Genomic DNA, 25,637 nt, shown 5'->3' on the forward strand with positions numbered 1-25,637 from the left:
AACAGATAGCGGAACAGTAACCATTACAGATAACGACACACCAGCATTCACAGTTGGTGATGTAACGATCGCAGAAAATGGCGGAAGCGCATCAGTTCCAGTTAGCATAGCAAACCCAAGTAGTGTAGATACCGTTGTAAGTATCACTACAGTAGATAACTCAGCGACAGATCCAAATGATTACTCGACCACAACGGTTACTGCAACAATCCCAGCAGGACAAACCACAGTAAATGTTAGTATTCCAATTACCGATGATTTAGTTGGAGAACCAACAGAAGACTTCAGTGTAAACGGAAGCGTAGTTAGTGGAAACACTTCAAACGCAACCGACAGCGGAACAGTAACCATTACTGACAACGACACACCAGCATTCACAGTTGGAGATGTAACAATCGCAGAAAATGGCGGAAGCGCATCAGTTCCAGTAAGTATTGACAATCCAAGTTCAGTAGATACGGTTGTAAGTATTACCACGGTTGATAACAGTGCAACAGATCCAAATGATTACTCGACCACTACAGTAACTGCAACAATCCCAGCAGGACAAACAACAGTGAATGTATCAATTCCAATTACGGATGATTTAGTAGGAGAACCAACGGAAAACTTCAGTGTAAACGGAAGTGTAGTAAGTGGAAACACATCAAACACCACAGATAGCGGAACAGTAACCATTACAGATAATGACACACCAGCATTTACAGTTGGAGATGTAACCATCGCAGAAAATGGCGGAAGCGCATCAGTTCCAGTAAGTATTGACAATCCAAGTTCAGTAGATACGGTTGTAAGTATCACTACAGTAGATAACTCAGCGACAGATCCAGCGGATTACTCGACCACAACGGTTACTGCAACAATCCCAGCAGGACAAACGACTGTGAACGTTAGTATTCCAATCACAGATGATTTAGTTGGAGAACCAACGGAAGACTTCAGTGTAAACGGAAGCGTAGTTAGTGGAAACACGAGCAACGCAACAGATAGCGGAACAGTAACCATTACAGATAATGACACACCAGCATTTACAGTTGGAGATGTAACAATCGCAGAAAATGGCGGAAGCGCATCAGTTCCAGTAAGTATTGACAATCCAAGTTCAGTAGATACGGTTGTAAGTATTACCACGGTTGATAACAGTGCAACAGATCCAAATGATTACTCGACCACTACAGTAACTGCAACAATCCCAGCAGGACAAACAACAGTGAATGTATCAATTCCAATTACGGATGATTTAGTAGGAGAACCAACGGAAGACTTCAGTGTAAACGGAAGCGTAGTTAGTGGAAACACATCAAACACAACAGATAGCGGAACAGTAACCATTACAGATAATGACACACCAGCATTTACAGTTGGAGATGTAACAATCGCAGAAAATGGCGGAAGCGCATCAGTTCCAGTAAGTATTGACAATCCAAGTTCAGTAGATACGGTTGTAAGTATTACCACGGTTGATAACAGTGCAACAGATCCAAATGATTACTCGACCACTACAGTAACTGCAACAATCCCAGCAGGACAAACAACAGTGAATGTATCAATTCCAATTACGGATGATTTAGTTGGAGAACCAACTGAAAACTTTACAGTCAATGGAAACGTTGTAAGTGGAAACACATCAAACACAACAGATAGCGGAACAGTAACTATCACAGATAACGATACGCCAGCGTTTACTGTTGGAGATGTAACCATCGCAGAAAACGCAGGGCCAGCAAGTGTCCCAGTAAGTATCGCAAATCCAAGTAGTGTAGATACTGTTGTATCGATCACTACAGTAGATAACTCAGCGACAGATCCAAATGATTACTCGACCACAACAGTTACTGCAACAATCCCAGCAGGACAAACAACAGTTAATGTTAGTATTCCAATCACAGATGATTTAGTTGGAGAACCAACAGAAGACTTCAGTGTAAACGGAAGCGTAGTTAGTGGAAACACGAGCAATACAACAGATAGCGGAACGGTAACGATCACAGACAACGACACACCATCCATAGTAATTGGAGATGTAACAGTAGATGAAGGAGCAGGCACAGTAAGTGTACCAGTAACTATCAGCAATCCAAGTAGTGTAGATACCGTAGTAAGTATTACCACTACCACAGGAACGGCAGGAACAGCTGATTACACAACAACAACGGTGACTGCAACGATACCAGCAGGACAAACAACGGTTTCTATTATCATTCCAATCACGGATGATTTAATAGATGAGCCAAATGAAGATTTCACAGTAAATGGAACTGTCACAAGTGGCAACACAAGTAACACAGATCCAAGTGGAACGATAACAATTACAGACAACGATGGCTTACCAATGGTAACAATTGGCGATGTAATAGTTGATGAGACAGATGGCACGGCAGTAGTTCCAGTAAGTATCGATACACCAAGTAGTGTAGACACGGTAGTTACCATCACAACAACTAACGTTGATGCAACAAGTCCAAATGATTACACGACCACAACAGTAACTGCAACTATCCCAGCGGGACAAACCACAGTTAATGTAAGTATACCAATTATAGATGATGTTGTTGGAGAACCTACAGAAACATTCACAGTAGATGGAAACGTTGTAAGTGGAAACACAATCAACACGAATCCAAGCGGAACAGTAACGATCAATGACAACGATACACCATCCATAGTAATTGGAGATGTAACAGTAGATGAAGGCGCAGGCACAGTAAGTGTACCAGTAACTATCAGCAATCCAAGTAGTGTAGATACCGTAGTAAGTATTACCACTACCACAGGAACGGCAGGAACAGCTGATTACACAACAACAACGGTGACTGCAACGATACCAGCAGGACAAACAACGGTTTCTATTATCATTCCAATTACGGATGATTTAATAGATGAGCCAAATGAAGATTTCACAGTAAATGGAACTGTCACAAGTGGCAACACAAGTAACACAGATCCAAGTGGAACGATAACAATTACAGACAACGATGGCTTACCAATGGTAACAATTGGCGATGTAATAGTTGATGAGACAGATGGCACGGCAGTAGTTCCAGTAAGTATCGATACACCAAGTAGTGTAGACACGGTAGTTACCATCACAACAACTAACGTTGATGCAACAAGTCCAAGTGATTACACGACCACAACAGTTACTGCAACCATCCCAGCGGGACAAACCACAGTTAATGTAAGTGTACCAATTATAGATGATGTTGTTGGAGAACCTACAGAAACATTCACAGTAGATGGAAACGTTGTAAGTGGAAACACAATCAACACGAATCCAAGCGGAACAGTAACGATCAATGACAACGATACACCATCCATAGTAATTGGAGATGTAACAGTAGATGAAGGCGCAGGCACAGTAAGTGTACCAGTAACTATCAGCAATCCAAGTAGTGTAGATACCGTAGTAAGTATTACCACTACCACAGGAACGGCAGGAACAGCTGATTACACAACAACAACGGTGACTGCAACGATACCAGCAGGACAAACAACGGTTTCTATTATCATTCCAATTACGGATGATTTAATAGATGAGCCAAATGAAGATTTCACAGTAAATGGAACTGTCACAAGTGGCAACACAAGTAACACAGATCCAAGTGGAACAATTACAATTACAGACAACGATGGCTTACCAATGGTAACAATTGGCGATGTAATAGTTGATGAGACAGATGGCACGGCAGTAGTTCCAGTAAGTATCGATACACCAAGTAGTGTAGACACGGTAGTTACCATCACAACAACTAACGTTGATGCAACAAGTCCAAGTGATTACACGACCACAACAGTAACTGCAACCATCCCAGCGGGACAAACCACAGTTAATGTAAGTGTACCAATTATAGATGATGTTGTTGGAGAACCTACAGAAACATTCACAGTAGATGGAAACGTTGTAAGTGGAAACACAATCAACACGAATCCAAGCGGAACAGTAACGATCACTGATAACGACACACCATCCATAGTAATTGGAGATGTAACAGTAGATGAAGGCGCAGGCACAGTAAGTGTACCAGTAACTATCAGCAATCCAAGTAGTGTAGATACCGTAGTAAGTATTACCACTACCACAGGAACGGCAGGAACAGCTGATTACACAACAACAACGGTGACTGCAACGATACCAGCAGGACAAACCACAGTTTCTATCGTCATTCCAATCACGGATGATTTAATAGATGAGCCAAATGAAGATTTCACAGTAAATGGAACTGTCACAAGTGGCAACACAAGTAACACAAATCCAAGTGGAACGATAACAATTACAGACAATGATGGTTTACCAATGGTAACAATTGGCGATGTAATAGTTGATGAGACAGATGGCACGGCAGTAGTTCCAGTAAGTATCGATACGCCAAGTAGTGTAGACACGGTAGTTACCATCACAACAACTAACGTTGATGCAACAAGTCCAAGTGATTACACGACCACAACAGTAACTGCAACCATCCCAGCGGGACAAACCACAGTTAATGTAAGTGTACCAATTATAGATGATGTTGTTGGAGAACCTACAGAAACATTCACAGTAGATGGAAACGTTGTAAGTGGAAACACAATCAACACGAATCCAAGCGGAACGGTAACGATCAATGACAACGACACACCATCCATAGTAATTGGAGATGTAACAGTAGATGAAGGCGCAGGCACAGTAAGTGTACCAGTAACTATCAGCAATCCAAGTAGTGTAGATACCGTAGTAAGTATCACCACTACCACAGGAACTGCAGGAACAGCTGATTACACAACAACAACGGTGACTGCAACGATACCAGCAGGACAAACAACGGTTTCTATTATCATTCCAATCACGGATGATTTAATAGATGAGCCAAATGAAGATTTCACAGTAAATGGAACTGTCACAAGTGGCAACACAAGTAACACAAATCCAAGTGGAACGATAACAATTACAGACAATGATGGTTTACCAATGGTAACAATTGGCGATGTAATAGTTGATGAGACAGATGGCACGGCAGTAGTTCCAGTAAGTATCGATACACCAAGTAGTGTAGACACGGTAGTTACCATCACAACAACTAACGTTGATGCAACAAGTCCAAGTGATTACACGACCACAACAGTAACTGCAACTATCCCAGCGGGACAAACCACAGTTAATGTAAGTATACCAATTATAGATGATGTTGTTGGAGAACCTACAGAAACATTCACAGTAGATGGAAACGTTGTAAGTGGAAACACAATCAACACGAATCCAAGCGGAACAGTAACGATCAATGACAACGATACACCATCCATAGTAATTGGAGATGTAACAGTAGATGAAGGCGCAGGCACAGTAAGTGTACCAGTAACTATCAGCAATCCAAGTAGTGTAGATACCGTAGTAAGTATTACCACTACCACAGGAACGGCAGGAACAGCTGATTACACAACAACAACTGTGACTGCAACGATACCAGCAGGACAAACAACGGTTTCTATTATCATTCCAATTACGGATGATTTAATAGATGAGCCAAATGAAGATTTCACAGTAAATGGAACTGTCACAAGTGGCAACACAAGTAACACAGATCCAAGTGGAACGATAACAATTACAGACAATGATGGCTTACCAATGGTAACAATTGGCGATGTAATAGTTGATGAGACAGATGGCACGGCAGTAGTTCCAGTAAGTATCGATACACCAAGTAGTGTAGACACGGTAGTTACCATCACAACAACTAACGTTGATGCAACAAGTCCAAGTGATTACACGACCACAACAGTAACTGCAACTATCCCAGCGGGACAAACCACAGTTAATGTAAGTATACCAATTATAGATGATGTTGTTGGAGAACCTACAGAAACATTCACAGTAGATGGAAACGTTGTAAGTGGAAACACAATCAACACGAATCCAAGCGGAACGGTAACGATCACAGACAACGACACACCATCCATAGTAATTGGAGATGTAACAGTAGATGAAGGAGCAGGCACAGTAAGTGTACCAGTAACTATCAGCAATCCAAGTAGTGTAGATACCGTAGTAAGTATCACCACTACCACAGGAACGGCAGGAACAGCTGATTACACAACAACAACGGTGACTGCAACGATACCAGCAGGACAAACCACAGTTTCTATCGTCATTCCAATCACGGATGATTTAATAGATGAGCCAAATGAAGATTTCACAGTAAATGGAACTGTCACAAGTGGCAACACAAGTAACACAGATCCAAGTGGAACGATAACAATTACAGACAACGATGGTTTACCAATGGTAACAATTGGCGATGTAATAGTTGATGAGGCAGTTGGTAATGCAATAGTTCCAGTAAGTATTGATACACCAAGTAGTGTAGACACGGTAGTTACTATCACCACAACTGATGGAACAGCAGATGCAGGAGATTATACAACAACAACGGTCACTGCAACAATACCAGCGGGACAAACGACAGTAAATATTAGTATTCCAATTACAGACGATGTTTTAGACGAAATGGATGAAGTATTTAATGTAAGTGGAACAGTTGTAAGTGGAAATACTAGTAACACAAATCCAAGTGGAACAGTAACAATTACAGATAATGATATTTGTACATCTGATCCTAATACCGATTGTGATGGAGACGGAGTTACCAATGGAGACGAATTAACGCCACCAAATGGAGGAACGCCAACAGATCCAAACGATCCATGTGATTTCAATGCAGCAGATATTAGTATAGCTCAAACAGGAGATTACTTAACAGCAGATTGTGACGGAGACGGAGTTACCAATGGAGACGAATTAACGCCACCAAACGGAGGAACACCAACAGATCCAAACGATCCATGTGATTTCAACGCAGCAGATATAAGTGTAGCCGTTAGTGGCGATTACTTAACAGCAGATTGTGACGGAGACGGAGTTACCAATGGAGACGAATTAACGCCACCAAACGGAGGAACACCAACAGATCCAAACGATCCTTGTGATTTCAACGCAGCAGATGTTAGTATAGCAGTAAGCGGAGACTACTTAACAGCAGATTGTGACGGAGACGGAGTTACCAATGGAGACGAATTAACGCCACCAAACGGAGGAACACCAACAGATCCAAACGATCCATGTGATTTCAACGCAGCAGATATAAGTGTAGCCGTTAGTGGCGATTACTTAACAGCAGATTGTGACGGAGACGGAGTTACCAATGGAGACGAATTAACGCCACCAAACGGAGGAACACCAACAGATCCAAACGATCCTTGTGATTTCAACGCAGCAGATGTTAGTATAGCAGTAAGCGGAGACTACTTAACAGCAGATTGTGATGGAGATGGAGTAACCAATGGAGACGAATTAACGCCACCAAACGGAGGAACACCAACAGATCCAAACGATCCTTGTGATTTCAACGCAGCAGATGTTAGTATAGCAGTAAGCGGAGACTACTTAACAGCAGATTGTGATGGAGATGGAGTAACCAATGGAGACGAATTAACGCCACCAAACGGAGGAACACCAACAGATCCGAATGATCCATGTGATTCTAATGCAGGCGATATTAGCGTAGCGCAGACAGGAGATTACTTAACAGCAGATTGTGACGGAGACGGAGTTACCAATGGAGACGAATTAACGCCACCAAACGGAGGAACACCAACAGATCCAAACGATCCATGTGATTTCAACGCAGCAGATATAAGTGTAGCCGTTAGTGGCGATTACTTAACAGCAGATTGTGACGGAGACGGAGTTACCAATGGAGACGAATTAACGCCACCAAACGGAGGAACACCAACAGATCCAAACGATCCTTGTGATTTCAACGCAGCAGATGTTAGTATAGCAGTAAGCGGAGACTACTTAACAGCAGATTGTGATGGAGATGGAGTAACAAATGGAGATGAATTGAATCCACCAAACGGAGGAACACCAACAGATCCAACTGATCCATGTGATTCAAATATGAGTGACATTACTGTAACACCATCAGGCGATTACTTAACAACTGATTGTGATGGCGACGGAGTAACTAACGGAGACGAGTTGAACCCACCAAACGGAGGAACACCAACAGATCCGACTGATCCATGTGATTCAAATATGAGTGACATTACTGTAACACCATCAGGCGATTACTTAACAACTGATTGTGATGGCGACGGAGTAACTAACGGAGACGAGTTGAACCCACCAAACGGAGGAACACCAACAGATCCGAATGATCCATGTGATTCTAATGCAGGCGATATTAGCGTAGCGCAGACAGGCGATTACTTAACAGCAGATTGTGATGGAGATGGAGTAACCAATGGAGACGAATTAACGCCACCAAACGGAGGAACACCAACCGATCCAACTGACCCATGTGATTTCAATGTAGCAGATATTAGTGTAGCTCAATCAGGAGATTATTTAGCAGCAGACTGTGATGGAGATGGAGTAACAAATGGAGATGAATTGAATCCACCAAACGGAGGAACACCAACAGATCCGACTGATCCATGTGATTCAAATATGAGTGACATTACTGTAACACCATCAGGCGATTACTTAACAACTGATTGTGATGGCGACGGAGTAACTAACGGAGATGAGTTGAACCCACCAAACGGAGGAACACCAACAGATCCAAACGATCCATGTGATTTCAATGTAGACGATGTTACAGTTGCACAAAGTGATGATTACTTAGCAGCAGATTGTGATGGCGATGGAGTAACCAACGGAGACGAGTTAAATCCACCAAACGGAGGAACACCAACTGATCCAAATGATCCATGTGACTTAAATGTTGCTGACATCACATTAGATCCAAGTCAAGATTGGATAGATGGAGATTGTGACGGTGACGGGATTCCAAATGGACCAGATGGTACAGATGATGAAGATGGAGACGGACTTCCAAACTTCTTAGATGTTAACAATTCGAATACTGTAGAAGATGATTTAGAAATCTTCAACGCAGTAACGCCAAACGGAGACGGAGACAACGATGTGTTCACTATTAGAAACATTGAAATGTTCCCAGACAACCAAGTGCGAATCTATAACAGATGGGGAATATTAGTTTATGAGACAAGTGGATACGGACAAAACGGAAAGTACTTCCGTGGTATCTCTGAAGGTCGAGTAACAATACAAAGAAACAAACTGTTACCAGTAGGAACATATTACTACGTTGTTGATTACGTAGCCAATGGTGTAAGCAAAAGCAAAGCCGGTTACTTATACATACAACGATAAATATACAGGCGTACATACTATTTCGGTAGTATGTGCGCTATAACTAATAAACAAAAACATAGCATACTATAATGAGAAATAAAATCATCATCATCATAGTCTTATTGAGCACCGTATTTTCACTAGAAAGTTTTGGTCAACAGGACGCTCAGTATACGCAATACATGTACAATACCATAAGTGTCAATCCTGCCTATGCAGGGTCGAGAGGCGTATTAAGTATGGCGGGATTACATCGTTCACAATGGGTAGGTTTAGAAGGAGCACCTCGTACGCAAACACTTAGCTTACATTCTCCAATAGGAAAAAAGGGAAAAGTAGGTTTAGGATTTTCATTAATAAATGATCAATTAGGTCCAACGGATGAGACATACTTTAACATTGATTTCTCATATACGGTGAACACCTCAGAAAAAGGAAAACTATCTTTTGGTTTAAAAGCTGGTGGTCACTTATTAGATGTGTGTTATAGCTGTTTAAATGAATACAGTCCAGGAGATGTATTACTGCAAACCAACATTGATAACAAATTTTCGCCAAACATTGGAGTGGGAATATACTACCGGAACTCTGAAAGCTGGTATGTTGGTTTATCAGCACCAAATCTATTAGAAACAAAACATTTTGATGAATCTTCATTATCAGTTGCCAAAGAACGAATCAATCTGTACTTAATGGGTGGTGTAGTATTTGACATGAGTGATAGTGTGAAATTTAAGCCAGCCATACTATTTAAAGCAGTTTCTGGAGCGCCATTACAGGCAGACTTATCAGCAAACTTCTTAATAAATGACAAGTTAACGTTAGGAGCTGCCTATCGTTGGAGTGCCGCTTTTAGCGGATTGGTAGGACTTCAATTATCAGATAGCTTCATGATAGGATTTGCATACGATCGTGAAACAACGGAACTTGGAAATACACAATTCAATGACGGTTCATATGAAGTGTTTTTACGTTTCGAACTATTCAGTAACCGTGATAAAATAATCTCTCCAAGATTCTTCTAAAAACAACAACGATGACACGAAAAAAATATATTATATATACCTTAGTAAGTTTGTTCGTTCTAACAAGTTATGCACAAGAGCGTAAACTTGCCAAAGCAGACAAAAAGTACGAGAGTTATGCGTTTATCAATGCGATAGAAATCTATGAAGAAGTTGCAGAAGGCGGATACAAATCCAAAGAATTATTTGAAAAATTAGGAAACTCTTACTACTATAACGCAGACTTAATCAAAGCGTCTAAATGGTATGGTGAGCTTTTCAAACTTGGAGAAGAAGTAGCACCAGAATACTATTTTCGCTATGCGCAAACATTAAAAGCAGAAAAGCGTTATGAAGAATCTGATCAAAAAATGAAAGAATTCAATAAACTTACTGGAAGCGATATTCGTGGAAACAAGTTTATCAATACACGTAACTATCTAGATCAAATAGCAGAAAAATCTGATCGCTTTCGCATCGAAAACTTAGGTGTCAACTCTCCATACTCAGACTTTGCACCATCATTCTATCTAGAAAATAATTTAGTATTCTCTTCCGCACGTGACACTGGTGTTGCAACTCGTTTCAAACACAAATGGAATGCACGCCCATTCTTAGACTTATACGGAGCAGAAGTAGCTGATAACGGAAACTTATCAAACGTAGATAAATTCTCAGGGAAATTAAACACAAAATATCACGAATCTACAACGGTTTTCTCAAAAGATGGAAACACAATGTACTTTACACGTAACAACTATTACAAGGGTAAATACAAAAAAGATGAAAAAGGAATCAACAAACTAAAAATATTTAGAGCAACACGTGAAGACGATCGTTGGACAAACATTGAAGAATTACCATTCAATAGTAATCTATACTCCGTAGCGCATCCAGCGTTAAGCGTAGACGAGAAAAAATTATACTTTGCTTCAGATATGCCAGGAACTCTTGGACGATCCGACTTATATGTTGTTGATATTAATGATGATGGAACTTTTGGCGAACCAAAAAATCTAGGAAAAGGAATCAACACGGAGGCAAGAGAAAACTTTCCGTTTATCAGTCAGGACAATGAATTATATTTCTCATCTGACGGACATGTTGGTCTAGGTGGATTAGATATATTTGTGATGAATCTAGAAGATGAAACACTAGGAATCTACAACGTCGGCGAACCTGTAAATAGTTCTATGGACGATTTTTCATTCATCATCAATACAAAAACAAAAAAAGGATACTTTGCATCTAATCGTGATGGCGGACAAGGTGACGACGACATCTATTCATTCCTCGAAACAAAATCTATCAAATGGACATGTGAGCAAGAAATTGCAGGAGTTGTAAAAGATGAAAAAACGAACGCAATCATTGCAGGAGCAAACGTAAAACTATTTGACAAAGACAACAAAGAATTAAGTAACACATACAGTGACGAACAAGGAAACTTCCGATTCCCACAAATAGTAAACTGTAATGAAGTATACTTTGTAAGAGCTTCCAAAAAAGAGTACAATTCGGCAGAACTTTTGTTACCAAAACAAGAAGAAGAAGGGTTACGTGAAGTAACTTTATTACTAGAAAAAGAGGAAGTACCATTTGAAGTTGGAGACGATTTAGCAGTGACGTTAAACATTCCAATCATATACTTTGACTTTGACAAATCGAATATTCGTCCTGATGCTGCCACAGAATTAGAAAAAGTGGTAGTGGTGATGAAAAAGTATCCAACGCTCAAAATCGATGTTCGTTCGCATACAGACAGTCGTGGAGGAGATGCATACAACAAACGATTATCACAACGTAGAAACCAATCTACACGTGACTACATTGTTTCTAGAGGCATTGATGCTAGCAGACTTATTGGTGCAGGTTATGGAGAAACACGCCACGTAAATAAATGTAGCAATGGTGTAAAATGCACCGAAGAAGAACACCAACTCAACAGACGAAGTGAATTCATCGTGACGGAAAGATAAATCATATCAAAAAAAATATATTAAAAAGCATTCTAGCAATAGGATGCTTTTTTAGTTTCATAAATAAAGAATAAAGAATAAAGAACACCGAATACCGAATAACAAATCAACAAAACAAACAAACATCGAATGTTGAAATTAAAAATGCAAAACTCAAAATGTAAAATAAAAAAGTATTTCTTCCAGCAACCAGCAACCAGCAACCAGCAACCAGCAACCAGCAACCAGCAACCAGCAACTGTCACATTGAGCGCAGTCGAAATGCAAAACCAGTAACCAAATCCTTATTCATAACCAATCTCAATCAGCATAAAAATTAATTCAAGTATTCTCATATTGAAAAAAGTATGTTATTTTTAACTAAAAAATAGGAAATAACACTCATAACCACAAAATCCTATTTCGTAAATTTGCATTCCAACAAAAAATATGACACAAGAAAACGTAATCTTAGTAAACGAAAAAGATGAGCAAATCGGTTTAATGGAAAAAATCGAAGCGCATGAAAAAGCATTGCTTCACCGAGCATTTTCCGTATTCATTCTAAATGACAAAGGCGAACTCATGCTACAACAACGTGCTTTACACAAATACCATTCGCCAGGTTTATGGACAAATACCTGTTGCAGTCATCAACGCGATGGAGAAAGCAACATAAATGCTGGAAAACGAAGATTACAAGAAGAAATGGGATTCGTAACGGAACTTACGGAAGCTGTATCATTCATATACAAAGCGCCTTTTGACAATGGACTCACGGAGCACGAGTACGATCATGTCATGACAGGAACGTACAATGACGCACCTACAATCAATCCGGATGAAGTAGCTTCATGGAAATGGATGGCTGTGAAAGCAGTAAAAAATGATATCACCGAAAATCCAGATCAATACACAGCTTGGTTCAAAATAATATTTGATAAATTTTACCAACACATAAAAGTCGATACATGAAACGAGTATGTTAAAAAGTTTATCACTAAAGGGAATGGTTAATAGCGAACAGCATGTGACCAATTAAAGACAAATAATATAAACACATGAAAGTAACCGTAAGTAGAAAAGCACACTTTAACGCTGCACACCGATTATATCGACCAGATTGGGACGATGCTAAAAACGAAGAAATCTTTGGAAAATGTAGCAATCCCAACTATCATGGACATAATTACGAACTCATTGTAAGTGTCAAAGGCGAAATAGACAAAGAAACAGGATTTGTCATGGATGTAAAAATACTAAAAGATTTAATTATCTCAGAAGTAGAAGACGCGTTCGATCATAAAAATCTAAACATTGAAGTTCCTGAATTCAAAAACTTAAATCCTACTGCGGAAAACATTGTTGTCGTCATTTGGAACAAACTCAGAAAGCATATTTCAACAACACTAGACTTAGAAATAGTATTATATGAAACACCACGAAACTTTGTAAAATACGCAGGAGAATAACTATGAATCTATATCCTTTAAAATTCAAATCTATCTACAAAGAACGTATTTGGGGCGGCAACAAACTGCAAACAATGCTCAACAAAAACGTTACAGGAGATGCTATTGGCGAAAGTTGGGAAATCTCGGATGTAAATGATGTACCATCAGTAGTTGCGAATGGAGAATTGCAAGGGAAAACATTGCAGGAACTAAGTGAGACGTTTCAAGAAAAACTATTAGGGACAAAAGTATACAGCGCGTTCGGAACAAAATTTCCACTGCTCATAAAATACATTGACGCAAACAGAGATTTATCAATCCAAGTACATCCAAATGATGAATTAGCCAAAAAGCGTCACAATTCCTTTGGTAAAACGGAAATGTGGTACGTAATGCAAGCGGATGAAGGCGCAGAATTAATAGTCGGATTCAATCAAGAAGTAACCAAAGAGGTATTTCAAACACATGTAAAAAACAATACGCTCACAGAAATTCTCAACTTTCAAAAAGTAAAAAAAGGAGATGTATATTTCTTGCCTGCAGGAAGAATTCATTCCATTGGTGGCGGAATTCTCTTGGCGGAAATTCAACAAACTTCAGACATAACCTATCGTATCTTTGATTGGAATAGAGTAGATGCAGAAGGAAATTCACGCGAATTGCACACGGATTTAGCACTTGACGCGATAGATTACACTTTGCATGAAAACTACAAAACGGCATTCAAATCAAAAGAAAATACAGCAACAACTATTGTTGATTCTCCATATTTCACTACAAATTTAATTCCTTTTCAGGGCGAATTAGATGTAAATCATGATGAAAAAGACTCATTTGTTATATACATGTGTGTAAAAGGAAATGTTACGTTTGAAACTGCAAACTACAAGGAAAAGCTCTCTTTCGGAGAAACATTACTGCTACCTGCCGCAATCAAAAACATAAAAATAAGCACAACAGAAGCTTCTGAACTCTTGGAAGTTTATATTAATTAGGAGTTTTTTCATTCCTGCGGAGGAAGCAATCGCTACATAACCCAAAGTTGAAAATATCGAATATCGAATACCGAATACCGAATATCGAATATTGAAGTTTATTACCCAAAAACCTAAAATTTTAAACTAAAAAATTTTCGTGCATTCATAGCAAATAAACAAATTAACAAACTGACATCGAGCATAGCCGAGATAAACCGAAAATTAAAGTTGAAAATATCGAATATCAAATAAGGAATATCGAATATTGAAGTTGAAAATACCGAATACCGAATATCAAATAAGGAATACTGAATGTTGAAGTTTTTCAATGATTTAATTTTTGAATGTTTAAATTTTTGAATCCTTCAGTAATATTTATATTATTTATAACAGCTAATAAACCATTTTAGTCTAAATTTGCAAAAAATTATAAATCATGTCAAATAAAAGAGATCTAAAAAAGGACTTAAACTACGTTTTTGGAGATATTATTGATGCAGCCCTAGTATGGCAAATCGCTAATCCAAAGGAAGATGCTACAAAGAGCGAAGCAATCATTGATGAATCTATAAATAGTTTCGATGCGTTGATTGCAGAAACTAACAAAAGAAAAGTTGAAAATCCAAAGGCACATTTCAGTGGAATCAGACATTCATTCGAGACAAAAGCAACTGAATTAGTAGCAAAAATAAACAGTCTGTAAAAAAATAAAAAAAAGGTTTGCATAATATAAAAAGGTTTTTATATTTGCAACCGCTTTGCCGATGTAGCTCAGCTGGCTAGAGCAGCTGATTTGTAATCAGCAGGTCGTGGGTTCGAGTCCCTCCATCGGCTCAAAGTTTGTAAAAACAGTAATCATGAAAATGGTTGCTGTTTTTTTTTGTGACAATATCTACTTCAAAAAGGTATTAAATCCTAAGATTTTATACGAGAAGTTTATCCTGAGCGGAGTCGAAGGAAGTCCCTCCATCGGCTCAAAGTTTGTAAAACAGTAATCATGAAAATGGTTGCTGTTTTTTTTTGTGACAATATCTACTTCAAAAAGGTATTAAATCCTAAGATTTTATACGAGAAGTTTATCCTGAGCGGAGTCGAAGGAAGTAACTCCATCGGCTCAAAGTTTGTAAAAACAGTAATCATGAAAATGGTTGCTGTTTTTTTTGTGACAAAATCAAGATAATAAATCCTAACTTCCTTAAGCAAACATTAAAAAATCATCTTGAAGATTTTGTTTTTAGATGAGATTCTTTTAGATTTAACAATATAAGTCAATAAGTTCGGATGAAACAAAATTTCCGTATTTGCTTACATTATAACCAAAGAAAAATCAGCATAAATGAAAAAAATATTATTGGTACTCATACTCTTCATTTCATATACGCAACTTTTAACTTCACAAAATAATCTAACAGAAAAGCAACAATATTTTTTGCAAGAACTAAATGATGCGTATGGCGGACAGATTCTTTTTGCAAAAAATTATCACAAAACATCAAATGTATATTACAAACTCGTTGAATACTCAGGAATGAACTTCCCTGTAGTGTTCAATCAAACCTTTCATTGGGGAGAAGCACATTATGGCGGATTGATTATTTTAGATTATTCAACAATTCATAAAAAGAAAGACATTTTAGCTTTCGTATTTGCGCATGAATGGGCGCATCAAGCACTTGGACATCAACCAAACTTATACAAACCGAATGGAAGCAAATGGCGCGTAAAAACGTCAAGTACGCAATACGAAGATGAAGCAGATTATTACGCAGGACAATTTTTGGCAAAATATGAGTATGATATAAAAAAAGTTACAAACTACCTCAGTTCATTACCTGAGTTTAATGATACTCAGCATTCTTCAGGAAAAAAAAGAGCTGCAACAGTTTTGAGAGGTTTTAATAGTGTTCCTAAAATTAATAGACAAATTACACAAACTACTATTTCTGAAAGTACGCCAGAATTTCAATCAATCTTAATAGAAGAATTCAATAACAATACTAAAAATTGGAAAACAGGAAGAGATTTTAAAAAAATGACAGGTGCTTTTGATGGGAAAGTAAAAACGTTGAACGTACACTATGAAATTTCCAACGGAAAATATAAAATTAGAAATTTAGGCGATTATGGACAAGGTGGCATCGCAAAAGACAAATTAAAATTCAATTCGAGTTCAAACTTTGAAATTTCTACCGTATTCAATTTATATAGTGGCGGATTTGAAGTTTCATGGGATTCATGTAGCAGCGAACCAGATGCTGAAGGTTACACAGAAGGTTTTTCAAACTATATCTATCTCACAGCAGATGGAAACTACAGAATTGGACATCATAATAGAAAAGTTGAATTTGGAAATACGGAAAGATCAGGAACATTTACATTCGGAAATTCAAATAGAGTATACTTGCGAATTGTGTATAAAAACGGTACGTGTAAATATTACATCAACAACAAAATGATCGCAAGCAAATCTGCTAATATTTGTGGAAATGGTGCAAGTTTCAAAGTTGACACAAAAACAGATGTTGAAATAGATAATATATTAATACTGAGAAAAAATTAGTAGCGACTTATTTTTCAATTCTTGAATTACAGTTTTTACAAAACATAGGAATATAAAACGAACCTTAACGTATCTTTGCCAAAATCGTTTCAAAAACAAATGGCATGCAATTCAAAGAACTAAAACTCAATAAACCAATCATCAGAGCTTTATTTGAGAAAAATTACGAAGAACCAACCTTAGTTCAAGAGCGTGCAATTCCTGCAATTTTGGCTAAAAAAGACATTATTGTATCTGCGCAAACAGGAACTGGAAAAACGGCTGCGTTTGCATTGCCCATTTTACAATTACTATACGACAAGCAAGATGCGCCTAAAAAAGGGAAGAAAATAAAAGCGTTGGTCATTTGTCCTACGCGTGAATTAGCAATTCAGATTGAAGAAAACTTTGTAGCATATAGCAAATATACCAACTTGCGCACAGGCTTAGTATTTGGCGGCGCTTCCATTGAACCGCAAAAAGAAATGCTCAAAAAAGGCGTAGATATTTTAGTCGCAACGCCAGGAAGATTACTAGACTTACACAAGCAAGATTTTATCAACTTAGATTACATAGAAACTTTTGTCATAGATGAAGCTGATTTAATGTTAGATATGGGATTCATTGACGACGTTAAAAAAATAGAACGTTTATGTCCTGAAGGAAAACAAATTCTACTCTTTTCGGCTACAATGCCATTCAAAGTGGAACAATTGGCAAATTCGATTCTCAGAAATCCAGAATTTGTAGAAGTTTCGCCAACATCATCTGCGGCAAAAAGTGTGAATCAACAATTATATTACGTTCCAAAACCTAAAAAAATTGAATTGTGTTTGCATGTACTCAGAAACAATATCAAAGGAAGTGCTATTATTTTCAGACGCACAAAATATGGTGTTGATAAGCTCGAAGAAACGCTTCTAAAAAATAATTACAAAGCAGTAAGTATTCATGGTGGAATTGCACAAAGCTTGCGACAAACAGCGCTAAACCAATTCAAAAGTGGAGAAGCTGAAATTCTCATCGCGACGGATGTTGCTGCAAGAGGAATTGACATCAAAAACGTAGATACAGTGATTAACTTCGACATTCCAAACATTTCTGAAACTTATGTACACAGAATTGGAAGAACGGGAAGAGCTGGCGCATCAGGAAAAGCAATATCATTCTGTTCGGCAGACGAAAAAGGATACATTAAAGACATTCAACAATTAATAAATACGGTGATTCCTGTAGTAGAAGAACATCCGTATCCACTTGATCCAAAAGCAACGCCAGAAGTTCACAAAAAACCAGGAAGTAAATATAAAAAAGGACGTAAATCTGAAGCTTCTAAAAAGAAGAAAAAACGTTGGTATTAAATGATTGACGATTGCAGATTAACGATTTTTGATTGCTGATTGCTGATTGCTGATTGCAGAATTTTGATTTTTGATTGTTCACCAAAACGTCGCTTCGAGTGTCCTGAACTTGTTTCAGGATGTATCGAGAAGTACTTGTCATTGCGAGTGATAGCGAAGCAATCTGTGTATTAAAAAGCAGGATTATTATTTTATTTCAGAAACGTCACTTCGAGTGAAATTCTGCAAGAATTTTGTATCGAGAAGTGCTTTTGAATCGCTAATTTTTCAATAAGTTCATAAAAACCGCAAATGAATCTTAAAAATTTATTTTTCAGCTTTCGCTTAATTGTACTCATATCATTACTTTGTTTCTGCTCAAAACAAACTTCCGAAGTTCAACATGATACAGCTCGAATTCTAGCATATGAAGTAAATCCAAAAACGGAACAACTTCATTTCTATTGGAAGAACGAGCAAGGAGAAATTTACGAAAACTTTCAAAACCTAAAAACTCAGCTTGAAGCAACACAGCAAGAACTCATCTTTGCAATGAATGGCGGAATGTACAAAAGAGATCAATCGCCGCAAGGTTTATACGTTGAAAACGGACAGCTAAAATCGCCATTAGATACGTTACAAAAAGGATTCGGAAACTTCTATTTACAGCCAAATGGCGTGTTTTACATCACGAAAGAAAACAATCCAGTAATTTGTACTTCACAAGTTTTCAAGCTTATTGAAAACATCAAATACGCAACACAATCAGGCCCAATGTTAGTGATTGATGGAAAACTACACGAAAAACTCACAAAAGATTCTATAAACCTTCACATTCGCAATGGTGTTGGAATTTTGCCAAACGGAAATCTACTATTCGCAATGAGCAAAGAAAAAATCAACTTCTATGACTTTGCCACATTCTTCAAAGAAAAAGGCTGTGAAAATGCTTTATACCTTGACGGATTTGTCTCTAAGACATTTCTGCCTTCTAAAAACTATCAACAAATGGACGGAAATTTTGGTGTGATTATCGGAGTTACAAAACCTGTACAATAAATTCTTTTTCCGCAGTGTAGCATATATTTTTCGTTAAGAATTTTTGAAGCCTTGGAAAAAATTTAGAAAAATAAATGTGGTTTTAGCTTTTTCGGCTAAAAACACCTCTGGAAAAACGCACTTTCTTTTGTTTCTTTTCTTTGTGCGAACAAAGAGAAAGAAAATAGGAAGACAATAATGAAGTATTTAATCTAAAATATTCTCAAAACTCTATTGTAGAACTTATTTAGAGCTAACGTTTAAAAAATAGCTGTATCTTTCAAACAGAAAAAAAAATAATATCTAAATCATTCCTCAAATGAAAAAATACATTTTAGTATTCGCACTACTTTTTGCATTGCAATCATATGCACAGAAAAACATAACTATCTTTGAATTAGAACCTTCGCAAAGTATGATTATTACAGGCAAAGGCGCAGGACAAGATGCTGCAGTAAATCCTTATAAAGATGGAAACAGTATTGCAATTGTGAAAAATCTTGGAAAAAATATTTTTACAATTCGTATAGAATATCAAGGGAAAATAACGCGAACTCGTGTGTTAGAAGCTGATAAAGCTACCATGATTCCTTTGCGTCAAGGAAGTGAATTGTACTTGGATAGCGACTTAAAAGCCAAGGCAAAAATTGATTTCAAAAAAGGTAATAACTAACATATTTTTCTTTTAAACATATTAAAGAGATTGTTTTAAAGGTCTTAAAAAACATCATTCTGAACATGGTTTAGTTTGACGAAATTTCACTTTTGAAACAATCTCTTTGTATTGAATGTATGTTACAATTTATCTTCAATATATTCTTTATAAAAGCTATCAAGTTTGCTTTCCTCTTTCTTGTCTATATCTTGAATTGTTGTTTTCATGACACCTTTCATGTCTGTTTCAAACGCATCCGCTGGTTTAAAAAGTGTACCATCAAAATAACGAGCTTCAGTTCCAGATCCGGTTGGACTTCCGTGATCAGCATCAATTGATTTTCTCCAACGTTCGGCATGTGTTGCCCATTCTTCTCTATTTACCAATTCGGGTTGCGTAAACCAAACATTCCAAGTTAATAAATTTCCGTTTTGTAGCATATTTCCAGAAGCAGTATTAAAAGCAAACATCACCAATTCATTAAAATCATTGACCATTTTTGATGCTGTCGGTTTTATAGGTCCAATTTGAACTTCAATATTTCCAACATGCCATGCTTCTGCTTCATGTCGTGCAAATTCAGGACTTTTAAACAGTGTTGTTTCTCCATCACGAACAGGAAATATTGGCTGACTTGGATCTTGATATTTATGCGTAGTTACTACGATTGCATTCTCTTTAGTAGATGGAAATTTTAATCCTAGCGCGTTAAAAACTCTCCAAATATTTTTTACTTTTTGTGATTGATGTACGCTTGGACTAAACCAAATTTTTCCTTCCACGGTCATATCTGCAGCAAATTTTTTCGTAGTTTCATCTGCCCAACCGCGTTGCCCTGTAACGGTAACTTCCACATTCATGCAACCAAAATTTGGTGAACATGCGCCTTGTTGCGGACAAATAATAGAATAAATTCGACCTTTGTTTGTATAGCCAAGTCGTGAAATATAAGGCGCAAACATTTGAAAACACCTTGATTTTTCATTTCCTTGAATCGTTTGCCAACTAAACTCTGGCCATTTTACACCTTGTTGTCTGTCTAGCAACTTAATATTGTCCATATTATCTAACAATGGCAACGATGTTAAATCCGGGTTTGGATAAGCAAATGTTGGATCTGATTGCGCAAATCCGCCGATCCATCCTGCGGGAATTGGTTTGTCTTGGCTACTACTCATGGTATTTTAGTTTTTTAGATTTATTGAATCTTAAAAATAGGTTCTTTTAGTGAAATATGGAAGCGTAGAAGTACGTGGTTTGGCTATGATTGCTCTCAAAAAGAAATCTTATATTTATAAATTATTGAAATTTTCAAAACAATACCAAATGAAACTTCACATACAATTACTACTTTTACTTAGTTTAGTTGGTTGTTCATCTACAAAAAATGTAACTGAAGTAGATCTAAATTTTACAAACAACCTTAAAATTGATAAAAATGATTTACAAATCATCACGCCTCATATAGAAATTAAGGAAAAGAGAAATGGTAAATTTTTGGCAACTCCAGTAGAGCGAAAAAAACTGAGAAACGTAATTTTACAAACTACAAAATCTATGTTTCCGAATGCGCCGTACGTTGAGGTGATGTTTATGTATAGAGACGCGTACACAATCAACTTAGTCTTGGAAAGAGAAGTAAGTTATAAAAAGCGAAAAGCGCCAAAAGAAGTTCTAACAACAGGAAAACGGTATAGTATTTTAATTTCCACAAATAATTATTTTGGTGAGTTAGAAAGAGGTGTAATCAATTTGTTTTTGATCGATAACGAAAAAGAAACACTACAACTTTTAAAACATTACCAATACAAACACAGTCCATTGCAAACAGAAAAATTCAAACGAAAAATTTTAAAGGTTTTGCAGAAGCTGTAAATGGATTATTTAGAGATTTTGAATAATATGTTGAAGAAGTGATATTTTGCATATACAAAACATGTAATACTACTTTTCTAAAAATTCACACCAAAAAACACCTATATTTAAAGAATAAACTTAGATACTATGAGAAAAATAAATAGCTATTTCGCAGTCTTCATTTTGTTTTTATTCATTGTTGGATGCGCGCAAGAAACAGAAATTGAAAAGCACGGAAAACACTTCCAGAAACACAACGATTACAAAAGCCTTAGTAAAGTAGTAGAATTAATTAAGTTGGATGATGATACTACATACGTAAAAAAAATACTTGGCGAACCAATAGACATGGGATTTGATTACAGATATTTAATAGATTCCGTAGGCGTAAAAGGTTGCCCAATTGGCGCAGTATTTCACATTAACGAAAGTGGAAAAATTGATCAAAAATGGATTGATGAGATTTGTGAATAAATTATGGCAAATCATTAAAAACTAAACAGACTGTATGTAAAGTATAATATTCGTCAAGTTCAGTTTGACGTAAATAATAATTTGAAAACCAAAAAAGCCATGCTTTCATCAAGTTTGGCTTTTGTATTTTATATAAAATGTAGCATTTTGATTTTATTGAATCTAAACTAAAATGAACTATTTAAATAATAATTTTCTTGGTAACTTCTCCTTTTTCCGCAGTATAGAAAAGGTTTTGCGTTAAGTTTTTCAAACCTTGAAGAAATGTAATAATGACCTTTTTTGCAGAAAATAGAGCTTAGTGAACTAAAATTCAGCAAAACTTTTTAGGTTTTAGTTTTCGATAGAAAAACTAAAAATACCTCTGGAAAAAGTGCACTTTCTTTTGTTTCTGTTTTCTTTGTGCGAGCAAAGAAAATGAAAATTAAAAGCTGATAGTGAGTCGATTAGTTATTAACATAAAACATTACTCAACACCTTCCAATTTCCGCTCCTCAATCAATACTTTCAATTGCTTTCCATATTTAGATTCCATAATTCTTGGCGTCAATTGTTGGTAAATCGTATCTAAAAAACGAATATTCGCATCAAACGTTTCTGTAGTTACAACATAAGGCGTAATTTCTTTATCGTTATTCGTAAACGCATAATTTAGAATATAACGCATTCTGCTTTTTCCGTAGCTATTTATTTTGTCGTTGATTTCTGTTAACTTTTCTGTGTCAGCTTCTTTTTGCGCTTTTATTCCGTCTTGTAACAATGTCAACTCTTTCGTGTTGAATTTGCTCATAAACTCTTTAAAAGCGATCAATTCCTCATGGTTTTTCGAGCCTGTAACTTTCAAATCGCTCACAAATCTACGTAGTGACGTATTGATTGTCATTTCGCCAGGCTCGGCAAAAAAGTCAATCCGATCATTCAAATCGTTAAAATCTTTCTTATCCAAATATATATACAGCACTTGAGGTTCATCAATAGTAGTCGTAAATGTAAAATGTGCATCGCCTTTTACAATCAAAGAATCTAAGGTAATCAAGCTTGTATCTTGTACTTTCTGTAGAAAAATGGTTCCTTCTTTCAAACCATCAATGTTTCCAGTAATCGTTAAATTACCTTTCGTTTCTTTTCCACAAGCAATAAATCCTAACACCGCAAGGACTACAATCAGTTTTCTATACATTATATTGAATTTTTAAGAAGGCAAATATCTACAATTTTACATGACTGGAGAAGCGATTTTCATTAAAAGTGTACACAAAATTGCGCCATACGTTCCAACTACATAGCCAAACACAGCCAAAAGTACACCAACCGATGTTAATGAAGGATGAAAAGCTGAGGCTACAATTGGAGCAGAAGCCGCGCCACCAACGTTTGCCTGACTCCCGACAGCGAGGAAGAAAAATGGTGCACGAATGAGTTTTGCAACCAATATTAATAATGCTGCGTGAAATGCCATCCAAACCAATCCGACAACAATTAATCCGGGGTTTTCTAATACTTTTCCTAAATCCATTTTCATTCCAATTGAAGCGACTAAAACGTAAATAAAAACACTTCCTATTTTACTTGCGCCAGCACCTTCATAGTTTTTTGCTTTCGTGTATGAAAGTCCAATTCCGAAAGCAGTTGCAATCGTAATCATCCAAAAGAAAGAAGAACCTAAAAATGACAAACCGCCATCTTTATCTTTTACAGCATCAAAATTACTCGTTAAGAAATCGGTTATATTGCTTGCGCCATAATGCGCAATGGAAACTCCACCAAAAGCGATGGCTAGAATAATCATTAAATCGGTTAATGTTGGATTTCGCTTTATTTTTTCGGCAAAAGAAGATACATTTTCTTTTAAACGTTCAATCGCAGAATTGTCAGCTTTAAACCATTTGTCAATTTTTTTAGTTTTTCCAATTCCTAATAATAAAATCGCCATCCAAAGATTTGCCACTACAATATCAACCAATACCATTGCTCCATATTTGTCAGGACTGTATTTGTAAATTTCGTACATCGCTGCTTGATTTGCGCCGCCGCCAATCCAACTTCCTGCTAAGGTAGAAAGTCCACGCCAAACAGCTTCTGGTCCAGCACCGCCAACAGTTTCAGGCGAAAAAACAGAGATTAATAAAATTGCCAAAGGTCCACCAATGATGATTCCGACAGTTCCTGTAAAGAACATAATTAAGGCTTTTGGACCTAGATTGAAAATACTTTTTAAGTCAATACTCAACGTCATTAAAATTAATGCGGCAGGCAATAAGAAGCGACTCGCAATCATATACGTTTCTGAATATTTATCTGAAATAATACCGAGTGAACTTAAAATTGCAGGCAATAAGTAGCAAATTAATAATGCAGGAACAAATTTGTAGAATTTTCTCCAACCTGAGTTTTTGCTAGATTCTGTGTAAAATACAAAACCAAGAATCACCATTAAAATTCCAAATACAATTTTGTCACTACTAAAAAATGGTTTTGCATGTATGATTGTTTTTTCTATTTTTTGCTTTTTCGCAGGAATAGAAATTGTGGTGTTTTGATTGTAGAATTTTGCATCCGAAATTTCATAAATAATTGCTGAAAAACCACTTTTTGGAGTTGTTGTTAATTCAAATAATGAAATTGCTTTTTCAACGTTGATTACTTCGTTTCCTCTATATGAAATGGTTGTAATTGAATTGTCTACATTGAATTTGAAATCGCCTTTAGCAATAAATTTTTTGTTGATATTGCTAATGTTTTCTAAAAAAACTAATGAATTATCTGCTTTGATTTTTAGATCAAATCCTGTGAAAGCAATAGAATCTATAAGGACTTTGGTGTTGAACGTAGTTTCTTTTCCTTCTAAATGTTTTACTGTTAATTGCTGTGAAAACATCGTAAAAGAAACAAGGAATAGGAGTAAAGCGATGGCTTTTTTCATAATGATCGGATGGTTTGTGTCCGCAAAATACCAAAAAATTAAATTATAAATTAGTATTGTCCGATAAAATATATAAGACCGCTTACTTCGACTTTGCTCAGCACAAGTCGCTGTTAGAATCAAGAATAAAGACGCTACACTGTTTTGATTTTATAAGTAACAGATAGCTATAATTTTCAATAAAATAAGAGCAATAAATCCTTAGTGATTCATAAGTAATAA

At 36.8% G+C, this 25,637-nt stretch carries 16 protein-coding genes and 1 tRNA gene (1 of these 17 running past the window's edge); 14 read left to right on the forward strand and 3 right to left on the reverse strand.

Annotated features, from left to right (window positions below):
• The 12 genes from IMCC3317_RS23725 to IMCC3317_RS20315 form a co-directional block, all read left to right on the forward strand.
• Nucleotides 1-9,214, forward strand: the 3' end of a protein-coding gene (locus IMCC3317_RS23725; protein WP_160131297.1) for a Calx-beta domain-containing protein. It extends 41,621 nt beyond the left edge of the window; the window shows 9,214 of its 50,835 coding nt (coding positions 41,622-50,835); its start codon lies off the left edge, out of view; its stop codon occupies nucleotides 9,212-9,214.
• Nucleotides 9,215-9,285: 71 nt separating this feature from the next.
• Nucleotides 9,286-10,221, forward strand: coding sequence for a PorP/SprF family type IX secretion system membrane protein (locus IMCC3317_RS20265; RefSeq protein ID WP_160131298.1), 936 nt, complete (start codon nucleotides 9,286-9,288; stop codon nucleotides 10,219-10,221).
• 11 nt (nucleotides 10,222-10,232) lie between these two features.
• Nucleotides 10,233-12,179 (forward strand): OmpA family protein, encoded by a 1,947-nt coding sequence (locus IMCC3317_RS20270; protein WP_160131299.1) that lies wholly within the window; start codon nucleotides 10,233-10,235, stop codon nucleotides 12,177-12,179.
• A gap of 429 nt (nucleotides 12,180-12,608) precedes the next feature.
• Complete coding sequence (gene idi, locus IMCC3317_RS20275; RefSeq protein ID WP_160131300.1) at nucleotides 12,609-13,133, forward strand: isopentenyl-diphosphate Delta-isomerase; 525 nt, start codon at nucleotides 12,609-12,611, stop codon at nucleotides 13,131-13,133.
• A gap of 86 nt (nucleotides 13,134-13,219) precedes the next feature.
• Nucleotides 13,220-13,630 carry a 6-pyruvoyl trahydropterin synthase family protein gene (locus IMCC3317_RS20280; RefSeq protein ID WP_160131301.1) on the forward strand — a complete coding sequence of 137 codons (411 nt, stop codon included), beginning with the start codon at nucleotides 13,220-13,222 and terminating at the stop codon, nucleotides 13,628-13,630.
• Nucleotides 13,631-13,632: 2 nt separating this feature from the next.
• Entirely contained in the window at nucleotides 13,633-14,607 is a 975-nt protein-coding gene (locus IMCC3317_RS20285; RefSeq protein WP_160131302.1) for a type I phosphomannose isomerase catalytic subunit, read from the forward strand.
• A 418-nt stretch (nucleotides 14,608-15,025) separates the two neighbouring features.
• The gene (locus IMCC3317_RS20290) at nucleotides 15,026-15,292 is read left to right on the forward strand and encodes a hypothetical protein (RefSeq protein ID WP_160131303.1); all 267 of its coding nucleotides are present in this window, start codon (nucleotides 15,026-15,028) and stop codon (nucleotides 15,290-15,292) included.
• A 57-nt stretch (nucleotides 15,293-15,349) separates the two neighbouring features.
• Nucleotides 15,350-15,423 (forward strand) — tRNA-Thr (locus IMCC3317_RS20295).
• 502 nt (nucleotides 15,424-15,925) lie between these two features.
• A complete protein-coding gene (locus IMCC3317_RS20300; RefSeq protein WP_160131304.1) occupies nucleotides 15,926-17,149 on the forward strand; it encodes a M48 family metalloprotease in 1,224 nt (407 codons plus the stop codon).
• A gap of 104 nt (nucleotides 17,150-17,253) precedes the next feature.
• Nucleotides 17,254-18,489 (forward strand): DEAD/DEAH box helicase, encoded by a 1,236-nt coding sequence (locus tag IMCC3317_RS20305; RefSeq protein WP_160131305.1) that lies wholly within the window; start codon nucleotides 17,254-17,256, stop codon nucleotides 18,487-18,489.
• Between the two features lie 291 nt (nucleotides 18,490-18,780).
• The gene (locus IMCC3317_RS20310) at nucleotides 18,781-19,527 is read left to right on the forward strand and encodes a phosphodiester glycosidase family protein (RefSeq protein WP_160131306.1); all 747 of its coding nucleotides are present in this window, start codon (nucleotides 18,781-18,783) and stop codon (nucleotides 19,525-19,527) included.
• 298 nt (nucleotides 19,528-19,825) lie between these two features.
• Nucleotides 19,826-20,179 (forward strand): hypothetical protein, encoded by a 354-nt coding sequence (locus IMCC3317_RS20315; protein ID WP_160131307.1) that lies wholly within the window; start codon nucleotides 19,826-19,828, stop codon nucleotides 20,177-20,179.
• Nucleotides 20,180-20,301: 122 nt separating this feature from the next.
• On the opposite strand, the gene IMCC3317_RS20320 is transcribed toward IMCC3317_RS20315, so the two are convergent.
• Nucleotides 20,302-21,339, reverse strand: coding sequence for a hypothetical protein (locus IMCC3317_RS20320; RefSeq protein ID WP_160131308.1), 1,038 nt, complete (start codon nucleotides 21,337-21,339; stop codon nucleotides 20,302-20,304).
• A 148-nt stretch (nucleotides 21,340-21,487) separates the two neighbouring features.
• Here IMCC3317_RS20320 and IMCC3317_RS20325 point away from each other — a divergent pair, with 148 nt between their 5' ends.
• Together IMCC3317_RS20325 and IMCC3317_RS20330 are read left to right on the forward strand one after the other, a co-directional pair.
• Complete coding sequence (locus tag IMCC3317_RS20325) at nucleotides 21,488-22,036, forward strand: hypothetical protein (RefSeq protein WP_160131309.1); 549 nt, start codon at nucleotides 21,488-21,490, stop codon at nucleotides 22,034-22,036.
• A gap of 129 nt (nucleotides 22,037-22,165) precedes the next feature.
• Complete coding sequence (locus IMCC3317_RS20330; RefSeq protein ID WP_160131310.1) at nucleotides 22,166-22,492, forward strand: hypothetical protein; 327 nt, start codon at nucleotides 22,166-22,168, stop codon at nucleotides 22,490-22,492.
• 466 nt (nucleotides 22,493-22,958) lie between these two features.
• On the opposite strand, the gene IMCC3317_RS20335 is transcribed toward IMCC3317_RS20330, so the two are convergent.
• On the reverse strand, nucleotides 22,959-23,672 hold the full coding sequence (locus IMCC3317_RS20335) for a DUF4369 domain-containing protein (protein ID WP_160131311.1): 714 nt from the start codon (nucleotides 23,670-23,672) through the stop codon (nucleotides 22,959-22,961).
• Nucleotides 23,673-23,708: 36 nt separating this feature from the next.
• Nucleotides 23,709-24,977: a DUF819 family protein gene (locus tag IMCC3317_RS20340; RefSeq protein WP_160131967.1), complete on the reverse strand. Its 1,269-nt coding sequence runs from the start codon at nucleotides 24,975-24,977 to the stop codon at nucleotides 23,709-23,711.
• Nucleotides 24,978-25,637: the final 660 nt, after the last annotated feature.

It is taken from the genome of Kordia antarctica, assembly GCF_009901525.1.
Lineage (GTDB): Bacteria > Bacteroidota > Bacteroidia > Flavobacteriales > Flavobacteriaceae > Kordia > Kordia antarctica.

Coding starts and splice junctions, on each gene's coding strand:
- IMCC3317_RS20265 (WP_160131298.1), top strand. CDS start 9,286: ATGAGAAATAAAATCATCATCATCATAGTCTTATTGAGCACCGTATTT.
- IMCC3317_RS20270 (WP_160131299.1), top strand. CDS start 10,233: ATGACACGAAAAAAATATATTATATATACCTTAGTAAGTTTGTTCGTT.
- idi (WP_160131300.1), top strand. CDS start 12,609: ATGACACAAGAAAACGTAATCTTAGTAAACGAAAAAGATGAGCAAATC.
- IMCC3317_RS20280 (WP_160131301.1), top strand. CDS start 13,220: ATGAAAGTAACCGTAAGTAGAAAAGCACACTTTAACGCTGCACACCGA.
- IMCC3317_RS20285 (WP_160131302.1), top strand. CDS start 13,633: ATGAATCTATATCCTTTAAAATTCAAATCTATCTACAAAGAACGTATT.
- IMCC3317_RS20290 (WP_160131303.1), top strand. CDS start 15,026: ATGTCAAATAAAAGAGATCTAAAAAAGGACTTAAACTACGTTTTTGGA.
- IMCC3317_RS20300 (WP_160131304.1), top strand. CDS start 15,926: ATGAAAAAAATATTATTGGTACTCATACTCTTCATTTCATATACGCAA.
- IMCC3317_RS20305 (WP_160131305.1), top strand. CDS start 17,254: ATGCAATTCAAAGAACTAAAACTCAATAAACCAATCATCAGAGCTTTA.
- IMCC3317_RS20310 (WP_160131306.1), top strand. CDS start 18,781: ATGAATCTTAAAAATTTATTTTTCAGCTTTCGCTTAATTGTACTCATA.
- IMCC3317_RS20315 (WP_160131307.1), top strand. CDS start 19,826: ATGAAAAAATACATTTTAGTATTCGCACTACTTTTTGCATTGCAATCA.
- IMCC3317_RS20320 (WP_160131308.1), bottom strand. CDS start 21,339: ATGAGTAGTAGCCAAGACAAACCAATTCCCGCAGGATGGATCGGCGGA.
- IMCC3317_RS20325 (WP_160131309.1), top strand. CDS start 21,488: ATGAAACTTCACATACAATTACTACTTTTACTTAGTTTAGTTGGTTGT.
- IMCC3317_RS20330 (WP_160131310.1), top strand. CDS start 22,166: ATGAGAAAAATAAATAGCTATTTCGCAGTCTTCATTTTGTTTTTATTC.
- IMCC3317_RS20335 (WP_160131311.1), bottom strand. CDS start 23,672: ATGTATAGAAAACTGATTGTAGTCCTTGCGGTGTTAGGATTTATTGCT.